This is a genomic window from Streptomyces sp. NPDC085927 (assembly GCF_044540975.1).
GTDB classification, from domain to species: domain Bacteria; phylum Actinomycetota; class Actinomycetes; order Streptomycetales; family Streptomycetaceae; genus Streptomyces; species Streptomyces hirsutus.
Window position 1 is genome coordinate 111654 of sequence record NZ_JBITSN010000013.1, and the last position, 25182, is coordinate 136835.

Here is a 25182-nt window from a genome sequence, read left to right on the forward strand (position 1 = left end):
AAGGCGAGGGGGCGGCCGGAAGCATGGGGACGGCTGGGACGAGCACCGATGGGACAGCCGGTGAGCGGCGCCAACTGATCAATGTCGCCTACCGGTTGCTCGGTTCACTGGCCGAGTCCGAGGACGCCGTGCAGGAGGCCTACGCGCGCTGGTACGCGCTGCCACGAAGTCGGCAGGACGAGATCGTGTCCCCCGGCGCCTGGCTGACGACGGTGACCGGCCGCATCTGCCTGGACGTGCTCGGCTCGGCGCGGGCCCGGCGTGAACGCTATGTCGGCGCGTGGCTGCCCGATCCGCTGCCCGACCACGCCGAGTGGGAGCACGGTCATGACACCGACCTCGCCGACCAGATGGTTCTGGACGAATCGGTGACCATGGCCTTCCTCGTCGTCCTGGAGTCGATGACACCCGCCGAGCGGGTGGCGTTCGTCCTGCACGACGTCTTCCGGTACTCCTTCGCCGAGATCGCCGACATCCTCGACCGGACTCCTGCGGCCTGCAAGCAGCTCGCGGCCTCCGCCCGGCGGCGGGTGCGCGTCGCGCGGGCTCCGGTGACGGCGGCCGGGCAGGCCGACGTGGTGCGGCATGTCAAAGAGGCATGGGAGACCAAGGACATCGCGGCCCTCGTCGACCTCCTCGACCCGGCTGCCGTGATGACCGCCGACGGCGGCGGCATGGTCGGTACCGTCCTGCGCCCGGTCGAAGGCGGTGCGCGCATCGCCCAGTACATGGTCGCCATCGCCGACAAGGCCCCGGGACTCGAACTCCTGGAGCGGTCGGTCAACGGTGTGCCGGGCCTGGTGGCCCGGCGTGCCGGCGTCGTCATGACCGTGGCCTCGTTCGATGTCGCCGACGGTCGCGTCACCCGGATCTGGGCGGTCCGCAATCCGGAGAAGCTGCGGCCGTGGGTGCGGGCCGACTAGGTACTGTCCGATGAGGGTCGTGTGCTCGCCGGGGCGCAAGCCGGTCACCCGCATCCGCCGTGATCGGCCAGAGGGTGAAGCGGATGGGGAAGCAGACCTCAAGGACGGGCTGCCATACGATCATCCGGGAAGTGTGCGGCACGCCCCTCCCCGCACCGCTCCTTGAATGACACGACGCCGGGCCTCCCCCCGACGCTGTGGACGGCCGGATCTCCGAGCGCGGCTCGGCGGCGAAATCCTGTCGAGTTCCGCCCGGGTGCTGCCTACCCTGACGGCATGGGACACGCGAAGACCTCCTACGTCTGCCTGCCCTGCCGGGCTTCGTACAAGCAGCCGTACGAGCCGCACGACAGGGACCGGCGGCGGGTCTGTCCGCGCTGCGCGGAGCCGCTGATCCACGTGGGGTCGGCCTTCGCCGCGCCGCCGCGCCGGGACACCGAGGCCTGGAGGGTGCTGTCCGTCCTGCTGCACGCGGGTGTCCGCTTCCACAAGAGCTGTTGCGGCGGGCCCGGGTACCGTCCGCGCACGCCGAGGGAGGTGCGCGAGCGGATGGCGTACGCCCGCCGCAGCGGCGAGCCTTTCGCGAAGGCGCTCGTGCGCTACGAGGTGCCGTGACGGGGGATCCGGACCTGATGCGGCTCGTGCCGCCGCCTGCTGCTCCCGTCGACGCCCGCGGCAGCTGGGCCGTCGTGGAGGCCGGGCTCGGCGTGCGGCTGCCCGACGACTACAAGTGGCTGGTGGGGACGTACGGGTGGGGCGAGTTCTGCGACTACCTCTACCTGCGGACGCCGTTCGGCACGAGTGAGCACCACGGGGTGGCATGGCAGAACGGCAGGCTGTCGGGCGTGCCCGAGAGGGACCGGGAGTACTACCCGTACCCTCTGCATCCGGTGTCGGGCGGGCTGCTGATCTGGGGCACCACCATGGACGCCGACCGGCTCTGCTGGCTCACCGCGGGAGCGCCCGGGGCCTGGCCCGTCGTGGTGTGGAGCAGCGAGGGCCGGTACGAGACCCATCCCATGGGAGCGGCCGCTTTCGTCGAGGCGTGGAGCGGAGGACGTGTCGGCTCCCGGTTGCTCGCGGACATGGAGCCGGGGCCGGCCCCCTGGTTCAACGCGTTCCGGCCCCGGGTCCACCGCTGCCTTCGTCTCACCGAGGGCACGCTCGCCCACGACCGGCGCCTGGCGATCCTCCGGCAGGCCCTGGCCCCGACCGTGGACCGGGGCAGCTGGCGCTCGGAGAAGGGCGACTCGGGACAGGACCACTTCGCCACCGTCGACACGGACTGGCTGCTCACCTACGACATGTCACGTCCGCACCAGATCCGGATCTCTTTCCCGCCGGGAGACGGAGCGGTGGCCCGGGACCACCTCTTCGCCGCCGTACGGCGGATGCGGTGCGAGGTGGTCCACATCAGTGCGTCCGACGGGGTGCCGCTGCCGGCCTGGGACGCAGGCGCCGGCGAGGACGCGTAGGCGTCGACGGCGCCGTGCCGCACAGCGGGGCTGCTGCTGTGCGGCAGGAGGATGAGCGGTACCGAGGGGCGGCAGTGTGTCAGAGGGACAGGGTCGCCGGGCCCGGGACGTACTCCGGGTCCACCTGGGCGGCCAGGTCCTCGCCGGTGCGGGCGTCGGCCCAGGAGCGGGCGTTGCGGAGGTGGAACTCCACGGCGTGGCGGTGGAGGCGGTCCCAGTCGCGGGGGTGGGAGTCGACGGCCTCGCGCATGACGGTCAGGGCGTGGCGGTTGTGCGGCTCCAACGCGCCCAGGGGGTCCGAGGCGTTCGGGGACCCAGGGGCAGCGGGGTGTGCCGGCGGGGTCCTGCCCTGTTCCGCCGCCCGGACCCAGTCCGAGTGCACGAGGTGGGTCAGGAGGTCGTCGCCCACCTGTTCCTTGAGGAAGAGGAGGTCCTCCTCGCAGGTGACCTTGTTGCCGACGACCGCGACGCGGATGCCGAACTCGCGGGCGTGGTCGCGGTACTGGCGGTAGACGGAGACGCCCTTGCGGGTGGGTTCGGCGACCAGGAAGGTGAGGTCGAAGCGGGTGAAGAGGCCGGAGGCGAAGGCGTCGGCGCCCGCGGTCATGTCGACCACCACGTATTCGCCGGGGCCGTCGATCAGGTGGCCCAGGTACAGCTCCACCGCGCCCAGCTTGGAGTGGTAGCAGGCCACGCCCAGGTCGCTGTCGTCGAACTCGCCCGTGGCCATCAGCGGGACGCCGCCGGCCCGGGAGACGTGCCGCGCGTGCAGTGCGTCGTCGCCGAGCAGGCTCAGGAGACGTGAGCCGCGGCCGGGCGGGGTCGTCTTGATCATCGACTCGGTGGAGGTGATGCGGGGATTGGTGCCGCGCAGGTACGCCTTGATGTCGTGCAGGCGCGGGCCCAGGGGAGGGGGCGTCACCGGGGTCTGTCCGGCGGGGGCGAGTGCTTCGGCCAGGTGCTGGTTGATGTCGCCGTCGATGGCGAGCACCGGGGCTCCGGCGGCGGCCAGGTGACGGGAGAAGAGGGCCGACATCGTCGTCTTGCCGCTGCCGCCCTTGCCGACGAACGCGATCCTCATCGGCACCCCGCCTTTTTGAAAACGAATGTCATGTCGCTAGGTTCTAGGGGTGCGGTCGTGGCGGTGTCAAATCCTCCGGCGCGTGTCCTGGCCGTCCTGCCGCGAGGTTCACCCGAATGATCGATCGTGAGGGCTTACTGCGTAAGCTGTGCAAGTGCGTGACTACATCATCAGGACCGCGGGCCCGGCAGACCTCGACCGTGCGCGAGCCGTGATGCTCGACACCGTCTACCGCGACTTCAAAACCGGGTACGTGCCCCGCTGGCACGGCGACATCATCGACCCGGCCGCCGCCTACCTCGTTCCGCCCCGTCACACCCTCCTCGTCGCGATCGACCCCGAGGGCGACAGCGGCGACGGCAGCGGTGCCGGTGACGTCGTCGCCACCGCGGCGCTCGACTCGCGGGGGCCCGCCCACCCGCCGAATCCGCGGGAGCTCGCGGAGCGGTACCCCTCCGGCGAGACCGCGCAGGTGCGGCGCGTGTACGTCCGGCCGGACCACCGCAGGCGCGGGCTCGCCCGGCGCCTGGTCGACGAGCTGCTCGACTTCGCCGCGGCCGACGGCGGTTACCGGTCCGTGTATCTGCACACCGATCCGGCCGTCCCCGGCGCCGAGCCCTTCTGGCGGTCCCTCGCCAAGGTCGTGCACGATGAGCGCGAGGACAAGGACGGCGGCAACGGCGTCGTCCACTTCGAGATCCCGATGGGACGGTGACCGGTGCGCCGGCTTCCTTCGCGGCTGCTCGCCGCCCTCGCCGTCACCCCGTTCCTGGCCGGCTGCTTCGCCTCCGGAGGCGGTGACTCCACCGACGGCGACGACGCCGCGAACGGCTCCCGGCTGCGCGTCGCGCTCGCCTTCCCGCCCGCCGAGCAGCTCTCCCCGTACGGTGCCGACGCCACCCTCCTCAGCCGGCTCGGCGTGTCCGAGGGGCTGACCGCGATGGACGCCAACGGCTCCGCCGCGCCCGCGCTCGCCCAGTCCTGGCGTCGGGACGGCGACAAGAACTGGGTGTTCACGCTGCGCGAGGCCCGGTTCCAGGACGGTACGGACGTCACCCCGGCCGCCGTCGCCGCCGCCCTCACCCACGCCACCGAGGCCAGGCCCTCACCCGGCGCCCTCACCGGCGTCACCCTGACCGCCGAGCCCGACGGCGACCGGGACGTCCGCGTCGGCACCGCCGAGTCCGACCCCATCCTGCCGCTGCGGCTCTCCAGCCCCAGCCTCGCCGTGTTCGCCGAGAAGGCCTACAAGACGAAGAAGGGAGAGGGGAAGGGCGCCCACCGCGTCGACCCCGTCGGCACCGCCGCCGGGCCCTTCGAGCTGACCGAGGTCAACGGTGCCACGTCCGCCTCCCTCGACCGCTTCGACGACTACTGGGGCGGGCGTGCCCAGGCCTCCGGCATCGACGCCCGGTTCATCGCCGACGGCACCGCCCGCGCCAACGCCCTGCGCACCGGCGAACTCGACATCGCCGAAGCGGTACCCGTCGCCCAGGCGGCCACCCTGAACCGGCCCATGCGCCAGGACACCGCCACCACCCGCACCACCAGCCTGCTGCTCAACGCCGCCTCCGGCCCCTTCAAGGACCCGAAGCTGCGCGCCGCCGCCCGCGAGGCACTCGACACCGCCACGCTCGCCGAAGACGTGTACGAGGGATACGCCGACCCCGGCGCCGGTCTTTACGGTCCCGCCGTGACCTGGGCCGACGGCAAGCGGATCGAGCCCACCGGACGGGCCGCGGCGGCCGGCGGCGGCAAGGGCGCCGCCCCGGTCACCCTCGCCACCTACGACAACCGGCCCGAACTCCCCGAAGCCGCCCAGGTGCTGAAGCAGCAGCTGGAGAAGGCCGGGTTCGAGGTCGGGCTGGAGGTGCGGGAGTACTCGCGGCTCGAGGCCGACGCGCTGGACGGAAAGTTCGACGCGTTCGTCCTGGCCCGCAACACGATGCTCGACACCGGTGACCCCGTCGCCGTGCTCGCCGCCGACTACTCCTGCGACGGCGCGAACAACATCGCCCAGCTCTGCGACGAGGACGTCGACCGGGCCGTCGCCGCGGCCGAGCGCACCGCCGACCCCGACAAGCGGCAGGACGCCGCCATGAAGGCCGAGGCCGCCGTCCTCGGCAGCGACGCGGTGCTGCCGCTGGTCCACCAGCGCATCATCACCGGCGTCGGCACCTCGGTGCGCGGCGTGCTGTTCGACCCGTACGAGCGCACCCTCGTCGGTACGGGAACGCGGCGCTGACCGTGCGACGGCAGCAGGTGGCCGCACTCCTGTGGCGGGCCGTACTCGCGGCCGCCCTGGTGTGCGGCATCGGCCTGCTGCCCTGGTTCTCGGGCACCGATCCGGCACGCACCGTCCTCAAGGCGAGGTCCGCCGACCGCGACCCCACCCCCGAGGTCCTGGCCGACATCCGTGCGCAGCTCGGACTCGACGCCGGGCCCGCCCATCTGCTCGGGCAGTGGCTGAGCGGCCTGGCGCGCGGGGACGCGGGACGGTCGTGGATCTCCGGCAGCGACGTCCTGCCCGATGTGCTCCGCGCACTGGGCGCCTCCCTGCTGCTGATGGCGGTGGCGCTCCTCGTCGCCGCGCTCACCGCCGCGCTGGTGTGCGCCCGTACGCTCCGGCTCGGCGCGCGGCGGCGCCTCGGCGGGCGGCGCGCCGCGGGCACCGGGTCCGCGGTGCTCGCCGCCCTGCCCGAATTCCTCCTCGCGTCCGTCCTCGCCACCGTGGTCGCCGTCCAGTGGGGCTGGCTGCCCGCCCTCGGCTGGTACGGGCCCCAGTGGACGGTGCTTCCCGCGCTCGCCCTCGGACTGCCCGCCGGAGCCGTCCTCGGCAGGCTCCTCGACGACCTGCTGCCCGGCGCCTTCGCCGAGCCCTGGGCCCTGAGCGCCACCGCCCGGGGCATCCCCGGCCGGCGCGTCGCCCGTCAGGCGGTACGCCGCTGCCTGCCCGCCCTGCTGCCCAACCTCGGGCTGTTCGCCGTCGGACTGACCGGCGGGGCCGTCGCGGTGGAGCAGGTCTTCGACATCCCGGGACTCGGCCGCACCACCCTCCAGGCGGCCCTCGCCCAGGACCTCCCCGTCCTCCAGGCGGGCACCCTCGCCCTGGTCCTGCTCGCGGCCGTCGTCACCGCCGGCTGCCGGCTCGCCGCCCGGCTGCTCACCGGGCCCGCCCTGCGCGACGGCGCCCTGACGACCCTGCACCGGCCGGCCCCGCCGGCCCGCCGCGTCCAGCCCCTCGTCTACGCCGTCCTCGCCGCCGTCGTCGCGCTCGGCCTGCCCCGCGACCCGCTCGCCCTCGATACCGGGGCACGACTCCAACCCCCGTCCCCCACCCACCCGTTCGGCACCGACGCCCTCGGCCGGGACCTGCTCGCCAGGGTCGGACACGGCGCCTTCGACACCCTGCTCCTCGCCCTCGGGATCAGTGCGGCGACCCTGTTCCTCGGCGTCCTGCTCGGGCTCGTACCCCGGCTGTCCGGGGCCCTCGTCGACACGGTCAACGCCGTGCCGCCGGTGCTCGCCGCCCTGCTCGTCACCGCCGCCGTGGGCAGCGGCGCCACCACGCCCGCCCTCGCCGTGACCGCCGTCGGCTGGACCGCGCTCGCCGCGCACACCTCCGCCCTGCTGCGCCAGGAACGCGCCACCCAGCACCTCGCCGCGACCAGGAGCCTGGGCGCCGGCCGCTGGTACCTGCTCCGCCGCGCCCTGCTGCCCGCCGTACTGCCGCCCGTCACCCGCCACGCCCTGCTGCGGCTGCCCGGCATCGCCCTCGCCCTCGCCTCCCTCGGATTCCTCGGGCTCGGCGCGCAGCCGCCGTCCCCGGAATGGGGCCTGCTCCTCGCCGAGAACCAGCCCTACGCCGAGCGCGCCCCCTGGGCCGTCCTCGCCCCGGCCGCCGCCCTCGCCCTGCTCGGCGCCCTCTCGGTGACGGCGGCGGGCGGACTGCGGCGGGGAGGGCGACGGCGGGGAGGGCGGTGGCGCGGGCGAAGGACGCGCACGCCGTTCAAGCCCGAGGGACGCACTTCAGCCGGTAACGCTGAAAGAGCAGAAGGAAAAAGCCAGTTGACGGAGGTCCGATGACGCCCCTGTCGTCACTCGGCTCACGCAGGGCCGGGGCGGAGGGCCGCCGTACCAGGCTCTCCCCGCTCCTGCGGCTGCTGATCCTCACCCAACTCGCCTTCAACATCGGCTTCTTCGCCGTCCTGCCCTTCCTCGCCACCCACCTGGGACGGACCGTGGGCATGGCGGGGTGGCTGGTCGGGCTGGTGCTGGGGCTCAGGACGTTCAGCCAGCAGGGGCTGTTCGTGGTCGGCGGGGCGCTGGCCGACCGGTACGGCATCCGGCCCGTGGTCCTCGCGGGCTGCGCCCTCAGGATCGCCGGGTTCGCGTGGCTCGGGTACGCCGACGAGACCTGGGCGGTGATCGGCGCGGTGCTGCTCATCGGATTCGCCGCCGCCCTGTTCTCGCCGGCCGTCGAGTCCGAGGTGGCCCGGCAGGCCGTCGTGTGGGAGGAGGAGAGCGGCCGGGCCCGTACCCACGTCCTGGCACTGTTCACCGTGGCGGGCCAGGCGGGAGCGTTCGTCGGCCCGCTGCTCGGCGCCCTGCTGCTGGCCGTGGACTTCCGCACCGCGTGCCTCGCGGGCGCCGGGGTCTTCGTCCTCGTACTCGCCGGACACGCCCGGCTGCTGCCCCAGCGCATACCGGGCCGGAAGCGGACGCCGATGCGGGGCGGGCCGCGGCTGCTGCTGCGCAACCGGCCCTTCCTCGCCCTGTGCTGCGCGTACGGCGCCTATCTGCTCGCGTACAACCAGCTGTATCTCGCCCTGCCCGCCGAGGTGGAGCGCGTCACCGGTTCGCAGGCGCCGCTGGCCTGGCTGTTCGCCCTGTCCTCGCTGCTGGTGGTGACCACCCAGCTGCCCGTGACCCGCTGGGCGGGGGAGCGGCCGGCGATGCGCCGGTCCATGGCGGCCGGTCTGCTGCTGATCGCGGCCGGGTTCGCGGTGGTGGCGGGGGCGGCCGCGACGACACGGCCCACCGGGTGGCCGGGAGCCGTCGCGCTGGCGCCGGTGGCCGGGTTCGTCGTCCTGCTCACCTTCGGCCAGATGCTCGTCGCGCCCGTGGCCCGGGCCTGGGTCCCCGATCTCGCCGAGGACGGGCGGCTCGGTCTCTACACCGGGGCGCTGTCCTCCGTCTCCGGCCTCATCGTGCTGCTCGGCAGCTCGGCGACCGGAATCCTGCTGGACGCGGGACTTCCCCCCCGCGGTGCCCTGGCTGGTCCTGGCCGGCGTCACGGCGGCGGCGGTGGGACTGCTGCCCCGGCGCCCGTGACCGGGGCGGGCCCCGGCGCACCGTACCCGTAACCCGTAAGACCCGTAAGACCCGTAAGACTTGTGAGACCCCTGGGAGGCCGTCATCCCGCGACGAGTTCCCGCACGGGCCGCTGCTCCGTAGCGGCGGGCCGGCTCCGCGAGGTCCGCAGCAGCCACAGCACGTCCCGGCCGAACGACCACACCAGCAGCCCCAGCGCCAGCGCCGCCACCCCGACGTTGACCAGATGCGGCAGCAGGTTCGCGCCCGCCACCAGCAGGAGGACGCCCTGGAGCGCGGCCACCGTCTTGCGGGCCGTGCTCGGCGGCAGCGCGGCGTTCAGCCACGGCCACACCCGGGCCGCGGCGACGAAGACGTACCGCATACCGCCGATCAGCAGCACCCAGGGCCCCATCGCCATCGACACGTACACGCTGAGCACCAGGATGAGGAACGCGTCCACCTCCATGTCGAAGCGGGCGCCCAGCGGTGTCGACGTGCCCGTCCTGCGGGCCACCTTGCCGTCCACCCCGTCGAGTATGAGGGCCACCGCGGTCAGGCCGACGAACAGGGTGACGGGCGGTGAGTCCTGGAAGGAGTCGGCCACCAGCGCGGTCACCCCGCCGACCAGGATCGCCCGGCCCAGCGTGACCCGGTTGGCCGCGCCGAACGAGCGCAGCCGGGACCGGTGCAGGGCCCGGGAGAGCACCGCCCAGGTGGCGATCGCGAACGCGAGGCCGGTCAGCCAGCCCGCAGGGCCCATGCCGATCGCCGTACCGAGCAGCGCCAGCAGCAGGACCTGTACGCCCGCCCCCACGGCGGTCTCCTGCTGTACGAGCCTTGCGTCGTAACTGTTGTTCAGGGCCACCGAACACCCTCCGGCCGTGTGACAGAGTCGATCAACGCCGCTACCTTGTGCGCGGCCTGTGCATCCCTCGGTACGCGTGCAACGTGCCGATCGTTCAGGAGGAATTCGATGAACCGCGCCGCTCATGCGTTCTGGCTCGCCTCGCCCGGCCGGGGCGAGATCCGCGAAGTCCCCCTGTCCGGGCCGGGCGAGGACGAGGTCCTGGTGCGCTCGCTGTACTCCGGTGTGAGCCGCGGCACGGAGACCCTCGTCTTCCGCGGCCACGTGCCGGAGAGCCAGCACGCCGCGATGCGCGCCCCGTTCCAGGAGGGCGACTTCCCGGGACCGGTGAAGTACGGCTACCTCAACGTGGGCGTGGTGGAGGAAGGGCCCGAGGCACTCGTCGGGCGGACGGTCTTCTGCCTCTACCCGCACCAGACCCGCTACGTCGTCCCGGCGAGCGCGGTGACACCCGTGCCCGACACCGTGCCCGCCCGACGGGCCGTGCTCGCCGGCACCGTGGAGACCGCCGTCAACGCCCTGTGGGACGCGGCGCCGTTGATCGGCGACCGGATCGCCGTCGTCGGCGGCGGCATGGTCGGCAGCTCGGTCGCCGCGCTGCTGGCCCGCTTCCCGGGCGTACGGGTCCAGCTCGTCGACGCCGACCCGGCGCGCGCCGGGACCGCCGAGGCCCTCGGCGTCGGCTTCGCATCGCCCGCGGACGCCCTCGGGGAGTGCGACCTGGTCGTGCACGCCAGCGCCACCGAACAGGGCCTCGCCCGGTCCCTCGAACTCCTCTCCGCCGAGGGCACGGTGATCGAACTGAGCTGGTACGGCGACCGGAAGGTGAGCCTTCCGCTGGGCGAGGACTTCCACTCGCGGCGGCTCGTCATCCGCAGCAGCCAGGTCGGCACGGTCTCCCCGGCCCGCCCCGGCCGCAGCTACGCCGACCGGCTCGCCCTCGCCCTCGACCTGCTGGCCGACCCGGCCCTGGACGCGCTCATCACCGGCGAGTCGGAGTTCATGGAACTGCCCGCCCTCATGCCCCGCCTCGCCTCCGGCGAGACCCCGGCACTGTGCCACCTCGTGCGTTACGGCGAGGCCACCGCTGTCTGACCCCGGGTCAGGCCGGGCAAGGGCCTCGGGCCCGCTCCGAGGACTGCGCGTGGGGACCGCCCGAGGACTACGCGGGGACCACCCGAGGACTGCGCGGGGCCGCCCGGGGGCTGTCCGAGGATAGCCCCCGGGCCCTGACCTGAGAAAAGACGTAACCGACGCTGAACGCCGGGAGGCGTACGGCCGTACTACCCGACATCCCCGGCGGCGATCGGCCGGGGAACAGACGCGCCGCACCTGGAGGGTCGTCCGTTGTTCAGCATCACCGTCCGCGATCACATCATGATCGCCCACAGCTTTCACGGCGAGGTCTTCGGACCGGCCCAGCGCCTGCACGGGGCCACGTTCCTCGTGGACGCCACGTTCAAGCGCGAACAGTTGGACGAGGACAACATCGTCGTCGACATCGGCCTGGCCACACAGGAACTCGGGGCCGTGGTCGGCGGGCTGAACTACCGCAACCTCGACAACGAACCCGACTTCGCGGGGATCAACACCTCCACGGAGTACCTGGCCAAGGTCATCGCGGACCGGCTCGCCGAGCGCATCCACAAGGGCGCCCTGGGCGAGGGCGCCAAGGGCATCGCGGGACTCACGATCACCCTGCACGAGTCGCACATCGCCTGGGCGAGTTACGAGCGTGCGCTGTGACCGACACGACCATCGGCGTGCCCCACAAGGCCGTCGACCGCGCCCGCCTGGACTACGTCCCGCTGCAGTCCCCGGCCCAGGCATCCGCCCAGGCCGCCGTCCAGGCGCCCGCCCCGTCCGCCGCCGCCGCCCAGGCCTCCGCCCGATGGAACGGGGGGATCATCCCCATGTCCCTGCGCCGTGTGCACTTCCTGATGCCGGGTGGCGTCGACGACCCGTCGGTGCCGAGCGGCGGCAACGCGTACGACCGGCGCGTGTGCCTGGACCTGCCCGGCTTCGGCTGGCAGGTGGAGCGGCACGCCGTGCCCGGCGACTGGCCCCGCCCGGACGCCACCGCCCGCACCGCACTCGCCCGCACCCTGCGCGAACTGCCGGACGGCACCGTCGTCCTGCTGGACGGACTGGTCGCCTGCGGAGTCCCCGAGATCGTCGTCCCGGAGGCGGAACGGCTGCGCATGGCCGTCCTCGTCCACCTCCCGCTCGGCGACGAGACCGGACTCGCCCCGGCCCTCGCCGCCGACCTGAACGCCCGCGAGCGCGCGGTGCTGCGCGCGGTGCCCGCCGTGATCGGCACCAGCGACTGGGCGGTACGCCGCCTGGTCTCCCACCACGGTCTCGCGCCCGACCGCGTCCACGTCGCCGCTCCCGGCGCCGACATCGCGCCCCTCGCCTCCGGCACCGACGGCGTCTCCCGCCTGCTCTGTGTCGCCGCCGTCACCCCGCGCAAGGGACAGCACCGGCTGGTGGAGGCACTGGCCGCGGTGTCCGACCTGCCGTGGACCTGCGCCCTGGTCGGCGGGCTCGCCCACGACCCCGAGTACGTCACCCACCTGCAGTACCTGATCGGCAAGCACGGTCTCCAGGACCGGCTCGAACTGACCGGGCCGAAGGCCGGCGCCGAGCTCGACGCCAGTTACGCCACCGCCGATCTGATGGTCCTCACCTCGTACGCCGAGACGTACGGCATGGCGGTCACCGAGGCACTGGCGCGCGGCATCCCGGTCCTGGCCACCGATGTCGGCGGCCTGCCCGAGGCGGTCGGCCGCGCCCCCGACGGAGGGGTGCCCGGCATCCTCGTCCCGCCGGAGAACCCCGCCGCCATCGCCGTCGAACTGCGCGGCTGGTTCGGTGAGGCGGACGTCCGCCGGCGGCTGAAGGCGGCCGCGCGCGGCCGGCGTGCCGCGCTCGGTGGCTGGGCGAGCACCGCACAGAGCCTGGCGACGGTACTGCGCCGGCTTCCTGCCGAACCCCGGAGGGCCGCATGACCGACCAGGCGACGACACAGCAGGCCGGCAGCGGCACCGACGCGATCCCGGCCCAGCCCGGCCCCCGGTACGAGGACGACCGGTCCGTCATCCCCGGCGCCGGTCCCGCACCGCGTCCCGGTGAGCGGGCGACCCTCCGACTGCGGGAGGCCGGCACCGACACCGATACCGAGGCGGACGAACCCGCCCGGTACGCGCCCGAGTGGCTCCAGCTGCGCGAGCCCGCCGACGCCTTCGCGCGGGCCCACGACCTGCTCGACCCGCTGCGCATCCGGCTCGCCAACCTGCCCCGGCGGGCCGACGGTTTCATCATCCACGACATCGGCTGCGGCACCGGCTCGATGGGCCGCTGGCTCGCACCCCGCCTGGACGGCGCCCAGCACTGGGTCCTGCACGACCGGGACCCCTACCTCCTGCACTTCGCCGCCGTCGCCTCCCCGCGGTCCGCCGCCGACGGCAGCCGCGTCAGCGTGGAGACCCGGCGCGGTGACGTCGCCCGGCTCACCGCGGACGCCCTGTCCGGCGCCTCCCTGGTGACGGCGTCCGCGCTCCTCGACGTCCTCACCCGCGAGGACGTCGACGCCCTCGCCGCCGCCTGTGCCGGAGCCGGCTGCCCGGCGCTGCTGACACTGTCGGTCGCCGGACGGGTCGAACTGACCGCCCCGCACCCGCTGGACCAGGAGATCACCGAGGCGTTCAACGCCCACCAGAAGCGGGGCGGACTGCTCGGCCCGGACGCGGCCACCGCGGCCGCGGAGGCGTTCTCCGAACACGGGGCGACCGTACGGCTCGCCCCGAGCCCCTGGCGGCTCGGCCCCGAACAGGCCGGGCTGACCGCGCAGTGGCTGCGGGGCTGGGTCGGCGCGGCGGTGGAGGAACGCCCCGAACTGGCGGAGCCCGCGGGACGTTACCTGGCCGAGCGCCTGGAGGCCTGCGCCGCGGGCGAACTGCGGGTCGTCGTCCACCACAGCGACCTGCTCGCCCTGTGCCGTCCGGCGGGCGGCGCGGCGTGACCGCCCGGGCGGCGGAGACACCGGTACGGGGCAGGCCGGCTCCGGAGACGTCCCCGCCGGACCCCGGCAGCACCGGCGACGGCACCGGCCCCCGCGCCCTTCTCGCCCGGCTCAACACCCCCGCCGTACGCACCCGGCTCGGCACCCTCGCCGGCGTCGCCATCCTCGCCGTGCTGCTGTGGCGCCTGGGCACCGGTGTCTTCGTCGACGGGCTGCGCCGGATCGACGGGCCGTCCCTGCTGGTGGCACTCGGGATCGGGCTGGTGACCACGGTGTTCAGTGCCTGGCGCTGGGCGCTGGTGGCCCGCGGCCTGCGCATCCGGCTGCCGCTCCTCCCTGCGGTCGCCGACTACTACCGTGCCCTGTTCCTGAACGCGGCCCTGCCCGGTGGCGTCCTCGGTGACGTCCACCGGGCGGTGCGGCACGGGCAGAGCACCGGCGACCTGGCCCGCGGGGTGCGGTCCGTCGTCCTGGAACGGATGGCCGGACAGTTCGCGCTGTTCGCCGCCGGGACCGTGATGCTGCTGACCCTGCCGTCCCCGGTCCGGGACGACCTGAGGCAGACGGCACTGCCGGCGGGCCTCGCCGTGCTGGGCGCCTGCGCCGTCGTCCTCGCCCTGCGCATGAACCGGCCGAGGCCGTCCCGCCGGGGCCGGGCACTGCGGTCGGCGCTCGCCGAGGCACGCGAAGGGCTGCTGTCCCGGCGCAACGGGCCGGGCGTCCTCGTCTCCTCCGCCGTCGTCCTCGCCGGATACCTGGCGATGTTCGTCCTCGCCGCCCGCGTCGCCGGAGTCGGCGCGGAGGTGACCGAACTGCTGCCGCTGGCCGTCCTGGCGCTGCTCGCCATGTCACTGCCGCTGAACGTCGGCGGCTGGGGACCCCGCGAGGGCGTCGCCGCCTGGGCGTTCGGCGCCGCGGGACTGGGCGCGGGCCGGGGTCTGACCGTCGCCGTGGTCTACGGAGTGCTCAGCCTCGCGGCGAGCCTGCCCGGCGTGGTCGTGCTCGTCGCCCGCTGGTACGCCGGCCTGCGCGCCGGACGCCGGACGGCCGCCACCACCGCGGCCCCGCCGGCATCCGCGCCCGCCCCCGCCTCCCGCGCCCAGGACGCCCCCGGCCGCACGGCGTCCGGACCCGGCCGCGCGCCGCTCGCCCCGGACTACGCGCCGCTGCCGCCACCGGAGGTGAGCATCGAGAAATACGCGCCGAAGGAATCCACGAGGCTCGCCAGAAGTTCCCTGCCCTTTTCCGCGGAGCCCAGCGAAGGGCGGCCGATGACACCGGAATCGGTATAGGCGGACATTCCCAGCGTGAGCAACTGGCGCCGGTCGTCGGCGACGTGATCGGAGGTCTCATAACCGGGTCGGAGCAATTCGGGATGAGTGTGCAGAAGGATGGAGGTCTCGATTTCCCCCGCGTGCATGTCGGTGAGCAGTGAGGTCGCCACGCCGGCGTGCCGGAGCGCGCTCTCCCAGTCCTCCGGGGCGGGGAACAGCGCCATGCGCTCGCCGCGGGCGGAGGATTCCTGAACGACGTTGCCGAGTACGTAGTTGCCGCCGTGTCCGTTGACCACCACCAGGGTGTCCACGCCGGACCGGCGCAGCGAGTCGGCGATGTCCCGTACCACCGCGTGAAGGGTCACGGAGGAGATGGAGACGGTCCCCGGCCAGGCCGCGTGCTCGTGCGAGCAGCCGATCGTCACCGGAGGCAGGAGATGCACCGGGTACGCGTCGGCGATCTCCCGCGCGACGGCACACGCCACCAGGGTGTCGGTCGCCAGCGGCAGGAACGGGCCGTGCTGTTCGAAACTGCCGACGGGAAGTACCGCGATCTGCCGTGAGACGTCGGCGCCCCGCTTCCGTACATCTTCTGTAGTATCCGCCGGCAACAGACCGTGGACCGGGCCGTATGCCGCCGACCGCTTTGGTGAACCACTCATATCCTCACGGCCTTTCGTCTCTGCTTAGGAACTCGAGAATCATGACAGAAAACATAGGCGTACTCGGCAAGAAGCCCTCGCAGCGGACCGGTGTGGAACGCGTCGTGAATGCGCCGCTGCCCACCGTGTACGGAAAGTTCCAGGCGGTCGGCTACCTGGACCACGACCGCGGTGACGAACAAGTCGCCCTGGTCTACGGAGACATCGGCACGGACCAGGTCCTCACCCGGCTGCACTCGGAATGCCTGACCGGGGACGCGTTCGGCTCCCAGCACTGCGAGTGCGGTGACCAGCTCTCCTCCGCGCTGCGCGCCGTGGCCGCCGAAGGAGCGGGCGTCGTCGTCTACTTGAGAGGGCACGAGGGCCGCGGCATCGGCCTGCTGGCGAAGCTGCGCGCGATGGCCCTGCAGGCGGAGGGCCTGGACACGGTCGAGGCGAACCTCGCCCTCGGCCTGCCGGTGGACGCCCGTGACTACGGCGTCGCCGCCGGCATCCTCCGGGACCTGGGGGTGCAGTCGGTCCGGCTGATGTCCAACAACCCCCGCAAACGCGACGCGTTGCAGCGGCACGGTGTCCAGGTCACCGAGCAGGTACCGCTGTTGATACCGCCGTGCGAGAGCAACATCACGTACCTGCGCACCAAGCGGGAGCGCCTCGACCACAACCTGCCCCACCTCGACGCGGTGGCGCACTGGTCCTGACGGCGCCCCCGGCCGGACGGAGGCGGCGGGTTCAGCCGGTCACGGCCTCGTGCACGAGCCGTTTGAGGTCCCGGAAGGCCGTGTGGGAGGACCTGGGCCGCACCTGCGTGTAGAACTGCACGGTCAGGTCGCGGCCCGGGTCGACCCAGAACGCCGTGGTGGCGACCCCCGTCCAGCCGTACGTGCCGAGGCCGGACGGGGCCTGCGTACGGGACGGGTCGACGACGACGGAGACGCCGAGGCCGAAGCCGATCCCCTCGTTGCCGGGCTCGTCGTGGGCCGGACGGCTGCCGAAGGCGCGCAGATCGGCGCCGCCGGGAAGCTGGTTGCGGGTCATCAGGTCCACGGTCCCGGGGGCGAGCAGCCGGACGCCGTCCAGCTCGCCCCGCCGCCGCAGGAGTTCCATGAAGCGGTGCATGTCGCGGGCCGAGGCCACCAGGCCCCCGCTGCCGGACAGGAACCGGGGCCGGCCGTGCAGCGGCAGCCCGGCGACGGGCTCGAGGCCGTAGCCGTCACCGTCGCCGGAGCGCTCTGTCTCCCCGTACAACTCCGCGAGCCGTCCGGCCTGTTCGCCGGTGACGTGGAACCCGGCGTCCGTCATCCCCAGCGGGCCGAGGATCCGCTCCGCGAAGAAGACGTCGAGCGGCTGCCCGGAGACCACCTCGATGATCCGTCCCAGCACGTTGGAGGCGACCGAGTAGTTCCACTGCGTCCCCGGGTCGAACTGCAGCGGCAGCCGCGCGTACGCGTCGACCGTCCCGGCGAGGTCCGTTCCCGGCGCCACGGACGAGTTCAGCCCGGCCTCGCGGTACAGGCCGTCCACGGGGTGGGCGTGGTAGAAGGCGAAGGTCAGCCCGGCCGTGTGGGTCATCAGATGCCGTACGAGCAGGGGGCCCGCGGCAGGACGCGTCCGTATCCCGTCGCCGGAGCCGCTCTCGTACACGCGCGGCTCGGCGAACGCCGGCAGGTGGCGGCCGACCGGGTCGTCCAGGGACAGCCGGCCCTCCTCCACGAGGGTCAGCGCGGCCACGGCCGTCACCGGTTTGGTCATCGAGTAGATCCGCCACAGTGTGTCGCTCTCCACCGGCAGCCCGGCCGCGACGTCCCGCCGCCCGTACGCCGTGAGGTGGGCGATCCGCCCGCCCCGCGCGACGGACACCAGGAATCCGGGCAGCCGCCCCTCGTCGACCTCGTGCGCGAAGTGCCGGTCCAGCCGGCCCAGCGCCTTCGCGTCCAGACCGGTCTCCTCCGGTTCGGCCTCTTGCCGCAGCACTCCCATGGCACTCCTTCGATCACGCTCACGAACCGATTGCGGCATACCCCGCCCGGGCCGTGCCGCACCTCGCCCGCGTACGGGAACACACCGGCGAATCCCACCGGGAACACCCGACCCCGTGTGCCCCGTTGAGCCGGGTATGACACAGGACACACAGTGGGCCCTGCTGGGGCTGATCGGCGACGAGAACGGCGGGGTGCTCGTCACCCTGAAGCAGGACGGACGGCCCCAGCTGTCGAACGTCAACCACGCCTACTACCCCGACGAGCGGTTGATCCGCGTCTCGATCACGGACGACCGCGCCAAGACCCGCAACCTGCGGCGCGACCCCCGGGCCTCCTACCACGTGACGACCGCCGACCGGTGGGCGTACACGGTCGCCGAGGGCACCGCCGAACTGTCGCCCGTCGCCGCCGACCCGCACGACGGGACGGTGGAGGAACTCATCCGGCTCTACCGCGACGTCAACGGTGAGCACCCCGACTGGGACGACTACCGCGCCGCCATGGTCCGCGACCGCCGCCTCGTGCTGCGGCTGCGGGTGGAGCGGGCGTACGGGATTCCGCGGCGCGGCGAGTCGTAGGACCCCGGCCCCCCCGCCGGACGGCCGATGGATCGGTGAGCGTGGGGTCCCTACGCCGCGGAGCGGACCGGCATCGAGGACCCCGATGGCCGTCGACCGGTGCTGTGCCGGCGCGGGTGGTCCAACCGGTAGAGGCGGGCGGGGCGGGGCCGCGCCGACGCGGGACCCCCGGAGCCGGGATTCGGCTCCGGGGGCCAGAATCCCGGCTCCGGGGGTCGGGCCGTCGCTCCCGGCGGGTCAGGCCGTCACTTTCTCCGGCCGGGCCACGCCGCCGTCGGCCGTGCGTTCGCCGAGCAGTTCGGTCGGAACGCGGTGCGTCTCGCGGGCGGAGAGCGCCGCGACCACCGGCGGCACGCACAGGGCGGCCGTGAACAGCGCCACCGCCATCCAGTTGTCACCGTCCGGGCCGGCGATCTGCGCGGCGAAGGTGACCGCGAACCCGGCCACCGCGAACCCGATCTGGGTGCCGATCGCCACACCCGAGAGCCGCACCCGGGTCGGGAACATCTCGCCGTAGAAGGAGGGCCACACACCGTTCGCGGCGCTGTAGACGACACCGAAGGCGATGATGCCCAGGAGCATGGTCAGCGCGAAGTTGCCGGTGGAGATGGCCCACAGGTAGGCGAACATCGCCACCGCGCTGCCGGCGGCGCCGACCAGGTAGACCGGCCGGCGGCCGATCCGGTCGGAGAGCGTGGCCCACAGCGGGATCGCGGCGAGCGCGGCGACGTTCGCCAGCGCGGCCACCCACAGCATCGACGTGCGGGACATGCCGACCGCATCGCTGGTCGCGTAGGCCAGCGCCCACACCGTGAAGATCGTGCTGACCGAGGCGATCAGCGCCCCCGCGACCACCCGCAGGACGTCCGCCCAGTGCTCGCGCAGCAGCACCACCAGCGGCAGCTTCACGACACCCTCGGTCGCGGTCTGCTGCTCGAAGGCCGGCGTCTCGTCGAGCTTGCGGCGGATCACGTACCCGACGACGGCGACCGCGACGCTCATCCAGAACGGCACCCGCCAGCCCCACGAGAGCAACTGCTCCTCGGGCATCGCGGCCACCGGGATGAAGACCAGGGTGGCGAGCAGCTGACCGCCCTGCGTGCCGCTCAGGGTGAAACTGGTGAAGAAGCCGCGCCGGTGGGGCGGCGCGTGTTCCAGGGTCATCGAGTTCGCGCTGGCCTGCTCGCCCGCCGCCGAGATGCCCTGCAGGATGCGGCACAGCACCAGCAGGACCGGCGCGAGGGTGCCGATCTGGTCGCGGGTGGGCAGACAGCCGATGAGGAACGTCGACAGGCCCATCAGCATCAGCGTGAAGACCATGATCTTCTTGCGGCCGGCCCGGTCCCCGTAGTGGCCGAGGAACAGCGCGCCGACGGGCCGGGCCGCGTACGCGACACCGAACGTCGCCAGGGACAGCAGAGTGGCGGTGGCGGGGTCGGAGTCGTCGAAGAAGACCTCCGGGAAGATCAGCGCCGCCGCGCTGCCGTAGATGAAGAAGTCGTAGTACTCCAGGGCGCTGCCGATCCAGGCGGCGGTCGCCGCCTTCTTCGGCTGTCCGGGCGGAGAGGAGTCGCGGGGCGGGTTGGGGACGGACACGGCGGGCTCCTTCGGGGGACTCCACGACGGTACGCGGAGGACGAGCGGAGGGGAGGCGCCGCAGTGCTAATTAACCCACTGGGTAGTTAGTCGCGGCTGGGTACGGATGCTGCGCCCGACCGTGCACGCTGTCAAGGGGTGGCGTCGCGCGGACTTGCTCCGGAGTCCGCCGGAGCGGGGCCGGCGCGCGCCGTGCGCAGGTCAGTCCGTCGCCCGCTCCGCCGTCAGGTACGCGATCACCATGTCGCCCAGCATCGCCCGGTAGTGCTCGCGCCGGTCCGCGTCGACCAGGTCGCGGCCGAACAGCGCGCCGAAGGTGTGCCGGTTGGACACCCGGAAGAAGCAGAACGCGCTGATCATCGCGTGCAGGTCGACGGCGTCCACATCGGCCGTGAACAGGCCCGAGCTCTGCCCGGCGGCCAGGATCCGGCGGATCACGTCGAGCGCGGGCGAGCCCATCCTGCCGAGCTTCCCGGAGGCCGCGATGTGCTGCGCGCCGTGGATGTTCTCGATGCTCACCAGGCGGATGAAGTCCGGGTGCTGCTCATGGTGGTCGAAGGTCACCTCGGCCAGGCGCCGGATGGCCGCCACCGGGTCCAGGTGATCGACGTCCAGTTCCTGCTCGGCCTCCCGGATCACGCCGTACGCGCGCTCCAGCACGGCCGTGAACAACTGCTCCTTGCCGCCGAAGTAGTAGTAGATCATCCGCTTGGTGGTGCGGGTGCGGGCGGCGATCTCGTCGACACGGGCACCGTCGTAGCCGGCCCGCGCGAACTCCCGGGTCGCCACGTCGAGGATCTCGGCCCTGGTGCGGGCGGCGTCACGGACGCGCTCGCGCTCGCCGGGCCGTGCCGGTTCTTCGACGCTGGTCATGGGTTCCTTCGGGTGGGAGGGCAGTGCCGGTGATTGTAGAAGGGGGGACGCCGCCGGCCCGTCGGGTCTTCCGTGCCGCCCGACCGGCTGATATAGCTAACGTACTGGTTCGTACATTAGTGAGCCGCTCTCTGGAGGCGTCGGTGCTCAAGGACTCGTTTCTCGTCGGGCTGATCGGCTCCGGCATCGGCCCGTCGCTCAGCCCCGCGCTGCACGAGCGGGAGGCCGGCCGGCAGGGCCTGCGCTGTCTGTACCGGCTCCTCGACCTGGACGTGATCGGCGTACCGCCCGAGGGAGTGGGCGAGCTGCTGAGCGCGGCCCGGCTGCTCGGATTCGACGGGCTCAACATCACCCACCCGTGCAAGCGGCACGTCGTCGAGCACCTGGACGCGCTCGATCCGCAGGCCGAGGCGCTCGGCGCGGTCAACACCGTCGTCTTCGAGGACGGCCGGGCCGTCGGCCACAACACGGACGTCACCGGCTTCGCCGCCTCCTTCGCCCGCGGCCTGCCCGACGTGCCGCTGGAGCGCGTGGTGCAGCTCGGCGCGGGCGGCGCCGGCGCCGCCGTCGCGCACGCCGTCCTCACCCTCGGCGCCGGACGGGTCACCGTGGTCGACGCCCTGCCCGAGCGGGCCGACGAACTCGCCGGCTCCCTGAACCGCGCCTTCGGCGCCGACCGCGCCGCCGCCGCGCCGCCGGCCCTGCTGCCCGAGCTCCTCGCCCTGGCCGACGGCAACGGCGGCCTGGTGCACGCGACCCCCACCGGCATGGCCGCCCACCCGGGCCTGCCCCTGCCCGCGGACCTGCTGCACCCCGGACTGTGGGTCGCCGAGGTCGTCTACCGGCCCCTCGAGACCGACCTGCTGCGCGCCGCCCGCGCCGCCGGCTGCGCCACCCTCGACGGCGGCGGCATGGCCGCCTTCCAGGCCGCCGACGCGTTCCGTCTGTTCACCGGCCGGGAACCCGACCGGGCCCGCATGCTCGACCATCTCACCGAGCTCACCGGCCCGGTGCCCGCCCCCAAGTAGCACTCGGAACAAGGAGCTCACCAAGCTCCACGGAAGTCACGGAAGCAGAGGTACCGACGTGCGTACGTCCATCGCCACCGTCTCCCTCAGCGGCACCCTCACCGAGAAACTCACCGCCGCCGCCCGCGCGGGCTTCGACGGCGTGGAGATCTTCGAGAACGATCTGCTCGCCAGCCCGCTCGCCCCGCGGGAGATCCGCGCCCGCTGCGCCGACCTGGGACTCACCGTCGACCTCTATCAGCCGATGCGGGACATCGAGGCGGTGCCCGCCGAGCTGTTCGCCCGCAACCTGCGGCGCGCCCGGCACAAGTTCGCCCTGATGCGCGAACTCGGCGCCGACACCGTGCTCGTCTGCTCCAGCGTCGACCCCGAGGCGGTCGACGACGACGCCCTCGCCGCCGCGCACCTGCGCGAACTGGCAGACCTGGCGCAGGACTTCGGCATCCGCGTCGCCTACGAGGCGCTGGCCTGGGGGCGGCACGTCAGTACGTACGACCACGCCTGGCGCATCGTCGAGGCGGCCGGGCATCCGGCGCTCGGCACCTGTCTGGACAGCTTCCACATCCTCTCCCGGGGGTCCGACCCCCGGGGCATCGAGGACATCCCCGGCGAGAAGATCTTCTTCCTCCAGCTGGCCGACGCCCCGCTGCCCGCGATGGACGTGCTCCAGTGGAGCCGCCACCACCGCTGCTTCCCCGGACAGGGCGGCTTCGACGTCGCCGGTCTCGTCCGGCACGTCCTGCGCACCGGCTACGCGGGCCCCCTGTCCCTCGAGGTGTTCAACGACGTGTTCCGGCAGGCCGAGGCGGCCCCGACCGCCGTCGACGCCCGCCGTTCCCTGCTCGCGCTGCAGGAGGAGGTGGGGGCGGCGGAAGAGCGGCCGTCCGCCCCGCTCACGGCCACCCCGGCCATCCCCGCCCCCGTCGTCCCCACCGGCTTCGCCTTCGCCGAACTCGTCACCGCCGATTCCGAACCCCTCACCGGGCTGCTGGACGCCCTGGGCTTCGCCCGTACCGCCCGCCACCGCAGCAAGCCCGTCGACCTCTGGCAGCAGGGCGAGGCCCGGATCCTCGTCAACACGGGAGCCGTCGTACGCCGCGACGCGGCCCAGCTCGCCGCAGTCGGCCTGGAGTCACCCGACCCCGGCGGTGCCGCCGCCCGCGCGGAGGCCCTGCTGGCGCCCGTGCTGCCCCGCCGCCGCGCACCCGAGGACGCCCCGCTGGACGCGGTCGCCGCCCCCGACGGCACCGAACTGTTCTTCTGCGACGCCGGGCGCGACGCCCGGCACACCGGCTGGCGGGCCGACTTCGAGGACGTGGGACAGCCCCCGGCCGCCCCCGGCGTCCACCGCATCGACCATCTCGCGCTCACCCAGCCCTGGCACCACTTCGACGAGGCGGCCCTCTTCCACCGCAGTGTGCTCGGACTGGACGCCGAGGACAGCGTCGACGTCGCCGACCCCTACGGCCTGCAGCGCAGCCGCGCGGTCAGCAACCCCGACGGCACCGTCCGGATCGCCCTCACCGTCGGCGCCGCACCCACCGACGACACCGTGCACGCCCAGCACATCGCGTTCGCCACCGACGACGTGGTCGCCGCCGCCCGCAGATTCCGCGACGCCGGCGCCCCGCTGCTGCCGATCCCGGCGAACTACTACGACGACCTCGCCGCCCGCCACGAGTTCGCCGACGGCGAGCTGGAGACGTACCGCGAGCTGGGCATCCTCTACGACCGTGACGAGGCCGGGGGCAGTCTGCGGCACTGCTACACCCGCACCGTCGGACGGGTGTTCTTCGAACTCCTCCAGCGTGACGGCGGCCACCGCGGCTACGGCGCCCGCAACGCGCCGGTGCGGCTCGCCGCCCAGCACGCCGTACGGGCCGCGAGCGCCCTCAGCGGCGGCTGAGGAGCCGGGAGCCGGCCCCACCGCCCCGGGCCGTCACTCAAGGCCGGGTGTTCCACTCCGCGACCATCGGACTGCCGTGCTCCAGCGACAGCCGGCTCAGCGTGCCCGTCTCCAGCCGGAACAGCCGTCCGCCCGCGGGCGGCAGGCCCAGCCGGCGCGCCGTCAGGACCCGCAGCAGGTGGCCGTGCGCCACGAGCATCACATCGCCCGCGTCGAGCGCCCCGGCCACCCTGGACAGCACCCGGTCGGCCCGCTCGCCGACCTGCCCGGGGGACTCGCCGGGAAACTCGGGACCGGGCGGCACGCCGTCGGTCCACAGGTCCCAGCCGGGCCGGGTGCGGTGGATGTCGGCGGTGGTGACGCCCTCGTAGCCGCCGTAGTCCCACTCCCGCAGGTCCGGTTCCGGCAACGCGTCCGCCAGACCCGCCAGTTCGGCGGTGCGCCGGGCGCGGGCCAGCGGGCTGGTGAGGACGAGGGTGAAGGAGCGGCCTTCGAGGAGCGGGGCCAGCGCCCTGGCCTGCGCCTCGCCGTCCTGTGTCAGGGGCAGGTCGGTCCGGCCGGTGTGCCGCCCGGACCTGCTCCACTCCGTCTCCCCGTGCCGGGCGAGCAGCAGATCGCCCACGGCGGCTACGCCCCGTCCGGGCTTCCCGGACTTCCCGGGGCCGCCGCACCGGGCCGGTCCGCGGACGTGACCGCGTGCCCGCCGAACTGCTTGCGCAGCGCCGCGACCATCTTCATCTGCGGCGAGTCCTCCTGCCGGGAGGAGAACCGGGCGAACAGGGAGGCGGTGATCGCGGGAAGCGGCACCGCGTTGTCGAGGGCCGCCTCCACGGTCCAGCGGCCCTCGCCCGAGTCGTCGGCGTAGCCGCGCAGCTTCTCCAGGTGGGCGTCCTCGTCCAGGGCGTGGACCGCGAGGTCGAGCAGCCAGGAACGGATGACCGTGCCGTCCTGCCAGGAGCGGAACACCTCGCGGACGTTGTCCACCGAGTCGATCTTCTCCAGCAGCTCCCAGCCCTCGGCATAGGCCTGCATCATCGCGTACTCGATGCCGTTGTGGACCATCTTCGCGAAGTGGCCGGCGCCGACCTTGCCGGCGTGGACGTAGCCGTACGGGCCGTCCGGCTTGAGCGCGTCGAAGATCGGCTTCAGGCGCTGCACGTGCTCCTCGTCGCCGCCGACCATGAGGGCGTAGCCGTTCTCCAGCCCCCACACACCGCCCGAGACACCCGCGTCGACGAAGCCGATGCCACGGGCGCCCAGCTCCTTGGCGTGCTTCTCGTCGTCCGTCCACCGGGAGTTGCCGCCGTCGACGACGGTGTCGCCCGGTTTGAGCAGGCTCCCCAGCTGGTCGATGACGTGCTGGGTGACGGCACCGGCCGGAACCATCACCCAGACCGCGCGCGGCCCGTCGAGCCGGTCGACGAGGTCGGACAGATGGCCGACGTCGGAGAGGTCGGGATTGGTGTCGTAGCCGACGACGGTGTGTCCGGCGGCGCGAATGCGCTCGCGCATGTTGCCGCCCATCTTTCCGAGACCAACAAGACCGATCTGCATCTCAGTTCACTTCCCGATGTCGTGGTGGGTGGGGCGGCCCACCGG

The 25182-nt window shown here is 73.4% G+C and carries 22 protein-coding genes and 2 pseudogenes; 16 read left to right on the forward strand and 8 right to left on the reverse strand.

Translation table 11 applies throughout. From position 1 onward, the window contains the following. Positions 1-23: 23 nt before the first annotated feature. The 3 genes from sigJ to ACIF80_RS28245 all read left to right on the forward strand — a co-directional run bounded on the left by sigJ (position 24) and on the right by ACIF80_RS28245 (position 2398). Complete coding sequence (gene sigJ, locus ACIF80_RS28235; protein ID WP_399809851.1) at positions 24-923, forward strand: RNA polymerase sigma factor SigJ; 900 nt, start codon at positions 24-26, stop codon at positions 921-923. 276 nt (positions 924-1199) lie between these two features. Continuing rightward, complete coding sequence (locus ACIF80_RS28240; RefSeq protein ID WP_399809852.1) at positions 1200-1538, forward strand: deoxyxylulose-5-phosphate synthase; 339 nt, start codon at positions 1200-1202, stop codon at positions 1536-1538. After that, positions 1535-2398: an SMI1/KNR4 family protein gene (locus tag ACIF80_RS28245; RefSeq protein WP_399809853.1), complete on the forward strand. Its 864-nt coding sequence runs from the start codon at positions 1535-1537 to the stop codon at positions 2396-2398. The genes ACIF80_RS28240 and ACIF80_RS28245 overlap by 4 nt, the downstream gene beginning before the upstream one ends. Before the next feature lie 79 nt (positions 2399-2477). Here ACIF80_RS28245 and ACIF80_RS28250 read toward each other — a convergent pair whose 3' ends face one another. Next, positions 2478-3479: an ATP-binding protein gene (locus ACIF80_RS28250; protein ID WP_399809854.1), complete on the reverse strand. Its 1002-nt coding sequence runs from the start codon at positions 3477-3479 to the stop codon at positions 2478-2480. 154 nt (positions 3480-3633) lie between these two features. Between ACIF80_RS28250 and ACIF80_RS28255 the strand changes: the two genes are divergently transcribed. The 4 genes and pseudogenes from ACIF80_RS28255 (at position 3634) to ACIF80_RS28270 (ending at position 8813) form a co-directional block, all read left to right on the forward strand. After that, positions 3634-4194: a GNAT family N-acetyltransferase gene (locus tag ACIF80_RS28255; RefSeq protein ID WP_399809855.1), complete on the forward strand. Its 561-nt coding sequence runs from the start codon at positions 3634-3636 to the stop codon at positions 4192-4194. 3 nt (positions 4195-4197) lie between these two features. After that, positions 4198-5724, forward strand: a complete 1527-nt coding sequence (locus tag ACIF80_RS28260) for an ABC transporter substrate-binding protein (RefSeq protein ID WP_399809857.1) — start codon at positions 4198-4200, stop codon at positions 5722-5724. Positions 5725-6044: 320 nt separating this feature from the next. Next, positions 6045-7565 carry an ABC transporter permease subunit gene (locus tag ACIF80_RS28265; RefSeq protein WP_399809987.1) on the forward strand — a complete coding sequence of 507 codons (1521 nt, stop codon included), beginning with the start codon at positions 6045-6047 and terminating at the stop codon, positions 7563-7565. Continuing rightward, positions 7562-8813 (forward strand): annotated as a pseudogene (locus ACIF80_RS28270) (MDR family MFS transporter). Before ACIF80_RS28265 ends, ACIF80_RS28270 begins: the two are co-directional and overlap by 4 nt. 82 nt (positions 8814-8895) lie before the next feature. On the opposite strand, the gene ACIF80_RS28275 reads toward ACIF80_RS28270, so the two are convergent. Further along, complete coding sequence (locus ACIF80_RS28275) at positions 8896-9660, reverse strand: CDP-alcohol phosphatidyltransferase family protein (RefSeq protein ID WP_399809859.1); 765 nt, start codon at positions 9658-9660, stop codon at positions 8896-8898. Positions 9661-9768: 108 nt separating this feature from the next. On the opposite strand from ACIF80_RS28275, the gene ACIF80_RS28280 reads away from it, so the two are divergent. The 5 genes from ACIF80_RS28280 (at position 9769) to ACIF80_RS28300 (ending at position 14976) form a co-directional block, all read left to right on the forward strand. Beyond that, complete coding sequence (locus tag ACIF80_RS28280; protein ID WP_399809860.1) at positions 9769-10755, forward strand: zinc-binding alcohol dehydrogenase; 987 nt, start codon at positions 9769-9771, stop codon at positions 10753-10755. Between the two features lie 252 nt (positions 10756-11007). Next, complete coding sequence (locus tag ACIF80_RS28285) at positions 11008-11406, forward strand: 6-pyruvoyl trahydropterin synthase family protein (RefSeq protein ID WP_399809862.1); 399 nt, start codon at positions 11008-11010, stop codon at positions 11404-11406. Continuing rightward, positions 11403-12671 carry a glycosyltransferase family 4 protein gene (locus ACIF80_RS28290; protein ID WP_399809863.1) on the forward strand — a complete coding sequence of 423 codons (1269 nt, stop codon included), beginning with the start codon at positions 11403-11405 and terminating at the stop codon, positions 12669-12671. Before ACIF80_RS28285 ends, ACIF80_RS28290 begins: the two co-directional genes overlap by 4 nt. Beyond that, the gene (locus tag ACIF80_RS28295; RefSeq protein WP_399809865.1) at positions 12668-13684 is read left to right on the forward strand and encodes a class I SAM-dependent methyltransferase; all 1017 of its coding nucleotides are present in this window, start codon (positions 12668-12670) and stop codon (positions 13682-13684) included. The genes ACIF80_RS28290 and ACIF80_RS28295 overlap by 4 nt, the downstream gene beginning before the upstream one ends. After that, complete coding sequence (locus ACIF80_RS28300) at positions 13681-14976, forward strand: lysylphosphatidylglycerol synthase transmembrane domain-containing protein (RefSeq protein ID WP_399809866.1); 1296 nt, start codon at positions 13681-13683, stop codon at positions 14974-14976. Before ACIF80_RS28295 ends, ACIF80_RS28300 begins: the two co-directional genes overlap by 4 nt. Here the strand turns inward: ACIF80_RS28300 and ACIF80_RS28305 are convergent. Continuing rightward, positions 14862-15620 (reverse strand): annotated as a pseudogene (locus tag ACIF80_RS28305) (creatininase family protein); the annotation flags it as partial. The gene ACIF80_RS28300 and the pseudogene ACIF80_RS28305 overlap by 115 nt on opposite strands. A 41-nt stretch (positions 15621-15661) precedes the next feature. Here ACIF80_RS28305 and ribA point away from each other — a divergent pair. Then, positions 15662-16321, forward strand: coding sequence for a GTP cyclohydrolase II (gene ribA / locus ACIF80_RS28310; RefSeq protein WP_399809867.1), 660 nt, complete (start codon positions 15662-15664; stop codon positions 16319-16321). Between the two features lie 31 nt (positions 16322-16352). Here the strand turns inward: ribA and ACIF80_RS28315 are convergent, their stop codons facing one another. Continuing rightward, positions 16353-17600 carry a serine hydrolase domain-containing protein gene (locus ACIF80_RS28315; protein WP_399809868.1) on the reverse strand — a complete coding sequence of 416 codons (1248 nt, stop codon included), beginning with the start codon at positions 17598-17600 and terminating at the stop codon, positions 16353-16355. A gap of 136 nt (positions 17601-17736) precedes the next feature. Here ACIF80_RS28315 and ACIF80_RS28320 point away from each other — a divergent pair, with 136 nt between their 5' ends. Beyond that, the gene (locus ACIF80_RS28320) at positions 17737-18180 is read left to right on the forward strand and encodes a PPOX class F420-dependent oxidoreductase (protein WP_399809870.1); all 444 of its coding nucleotides are present in this window, start codon (positions 17737-17739) and stop codon (positions 18178-18180) included. Between the two features lie 237 nt (positions 18181-18417). On the opposite strand, the gene ACIF80_RS28325 is transcribed toward ACIF80_RS28320, so the two are convergent. Further along, a complete protein-coding gene (locus tag ACIF80_RS28325; protein ID WP_399809872.1) occupies positions 18418-19776 on the reverse strand; it encodes an MFS transporter in 1359 nt (452 codons plus the stop codon). Positions 19777-19977: 201 nt separating this feature from the next. Beyond that, the gene (locus ACIF80_RS28330; protein ID WP_399809874.1) at positions 19978-20649 is read right to left on the reverse strand and encodes a TetR/AcrR family transcriptional regulator; all 672 of its coding nucleotides are present in this window, start codon (positions 20647-20649) and stop codon (positions 19978-19980) included. Positions 20650-20792: 143 nt separating this feature from the next. Here ACIF80_RS28330 and ACIF80_RS28335 point away from each other — a divergent pair, with 143 nt between their 5' ends. Continuing rightward, positions 20793-21677 carry a shikimate dehydrogenase gene (locus ACIF80_RS28335; RefSeq protein WP_399809988.1) on the forward strand — a complete coding sequence of 295 codons (885 nt, stop codon included), beginning with the start codon at positions 20793-20795 and terminating at the stop codon, positions 21675-21677. A 58-nt stretch (positions 21678-21735) separates the two neighbouring features. Beyond that, complete coding sequence (locus tag ACIF80_RS28340; RefSeq protein ID WP_399809876.1) at positions 21736-23583, forward strand: bifunctional sugar phosphate isomerase/epimerase/4-hydroxyphenylpyruvate dioxygenase family protein; 1848 nt, start codon at positions 21736-21738, stop codon at positions 23581-23583. 37 nt (positions 23584-23620) lie between these two features. Here ACIF80_RS28340 and ACIF80_RS28345 read toward each other — a convergent pair whose 3' ends face one another. Then, positions 23621-24205: a histidine phosphatase family protein gene (locus ACIF80_RS28345; RefSeq protein ID WP_399809877.1), complete on the reverse strand. Its 585-nt coding sequence runs from the start codon at positions 24203-24205 to the stop codon at positions 23621-23623. A 5-nt stretch (positions 24206-24210) separates the two neighbouring features. Beyond that, complete coding sequence (gene gnd / locus ACIF80_RS28350; RefSeq protein WP_399809878.1) at positions 24211-25137, reverse strand: phosphogluconate dehydrogenase (NAD(+)-dependent, decarboxylating); 927 nt, start codon at positions 25135-25137, stop codon at positions 24211-24213. Between the last annotated feature and the right edge of the window lie 45 nt (positions 25138-25182).

Excerpts from the sequence above, each read along its gene's own strand:
- sigJ (WP_399809851.1), top strand. The coding sequence starts at position 24 with ATGGGGACGGCTGGGACGAGCACCGATGGGACAGCCGGTGAGCGGCGC.
- ACIF80_RS28240 (WP_399809852.1), top strand. The coding sequence starts at position 1,200 with ATGGGACACGCGAAGACCTCCTACGTCTGCCTGCCCTGCCGGGCTTCG.
- ACIF80_RS28250 (WP_399809854.1), bottom strand. The coding sequence starts at position 3,479 with ATGAGGATCGCGTTCGTCGGCAAGGGCGGCAGCGGCAAGACGACGATG.
- ACIF80_RS28265 (WP_399809987.1), top strand. The coding sequence starts at position 6,045 with ATGGCGGTGGCGCTCCTCGTCGCCGCGCTCACCGCCGCGCTGGTGTGC.
- ACIF80_RS28280 (WP_399809860.1), top strand. The coding sequence starts at position 9,769 with ATGAACCGCGCCGCTCATGCGTTCTGGCTCGCCTCGCCCGGCCGGGGC.
- ACIF80_RS28295 (WP_399809865.1), top strand. The coding sequence starts at position 12,668 with ATGACCGACCAGGCGACGACACAGCAGGCCGGCAGCGGCACCGACGCG.
- ribA (WP_399809867.1), top strand. The coding sequence starts at position 15,662 with ATGACAGAAAACATAGGCGTACTCGGCAAGAAGCCCTCGCAGCGGACC.
- ACIF80_RS28315 (WP_399809868.1), bottom strand. The coding sequence starts at position 17,600 with ATGGGAGTGCTGCGGCAAGAGGCCGAACCGGAGGAGACCGGTCTGGAC.
- ACIF80_RS28320 (WP_399809870.1), top strand. The coding sequence starts at position 17,737 with ATGACACAGGACACACAGTGGGCCCTGCTGGGGCTGATCGGCGACGAG.
- ACIF80_RS28330 (WP_399809874.1), bottom strand. The coding sequence starts at position 20,649 with ATGACCAGCGTCGAAGAACCGGCACGGCCCGGCGAGCGCGAGCGCGTC.
- gnd (WP_399809878.1), bottom strand. The coding sequence starts at position 25,137 with ATGCAGATCGGTCTTGTTGGTCTCGGAAAGATGGGCGGCAACATGCGC.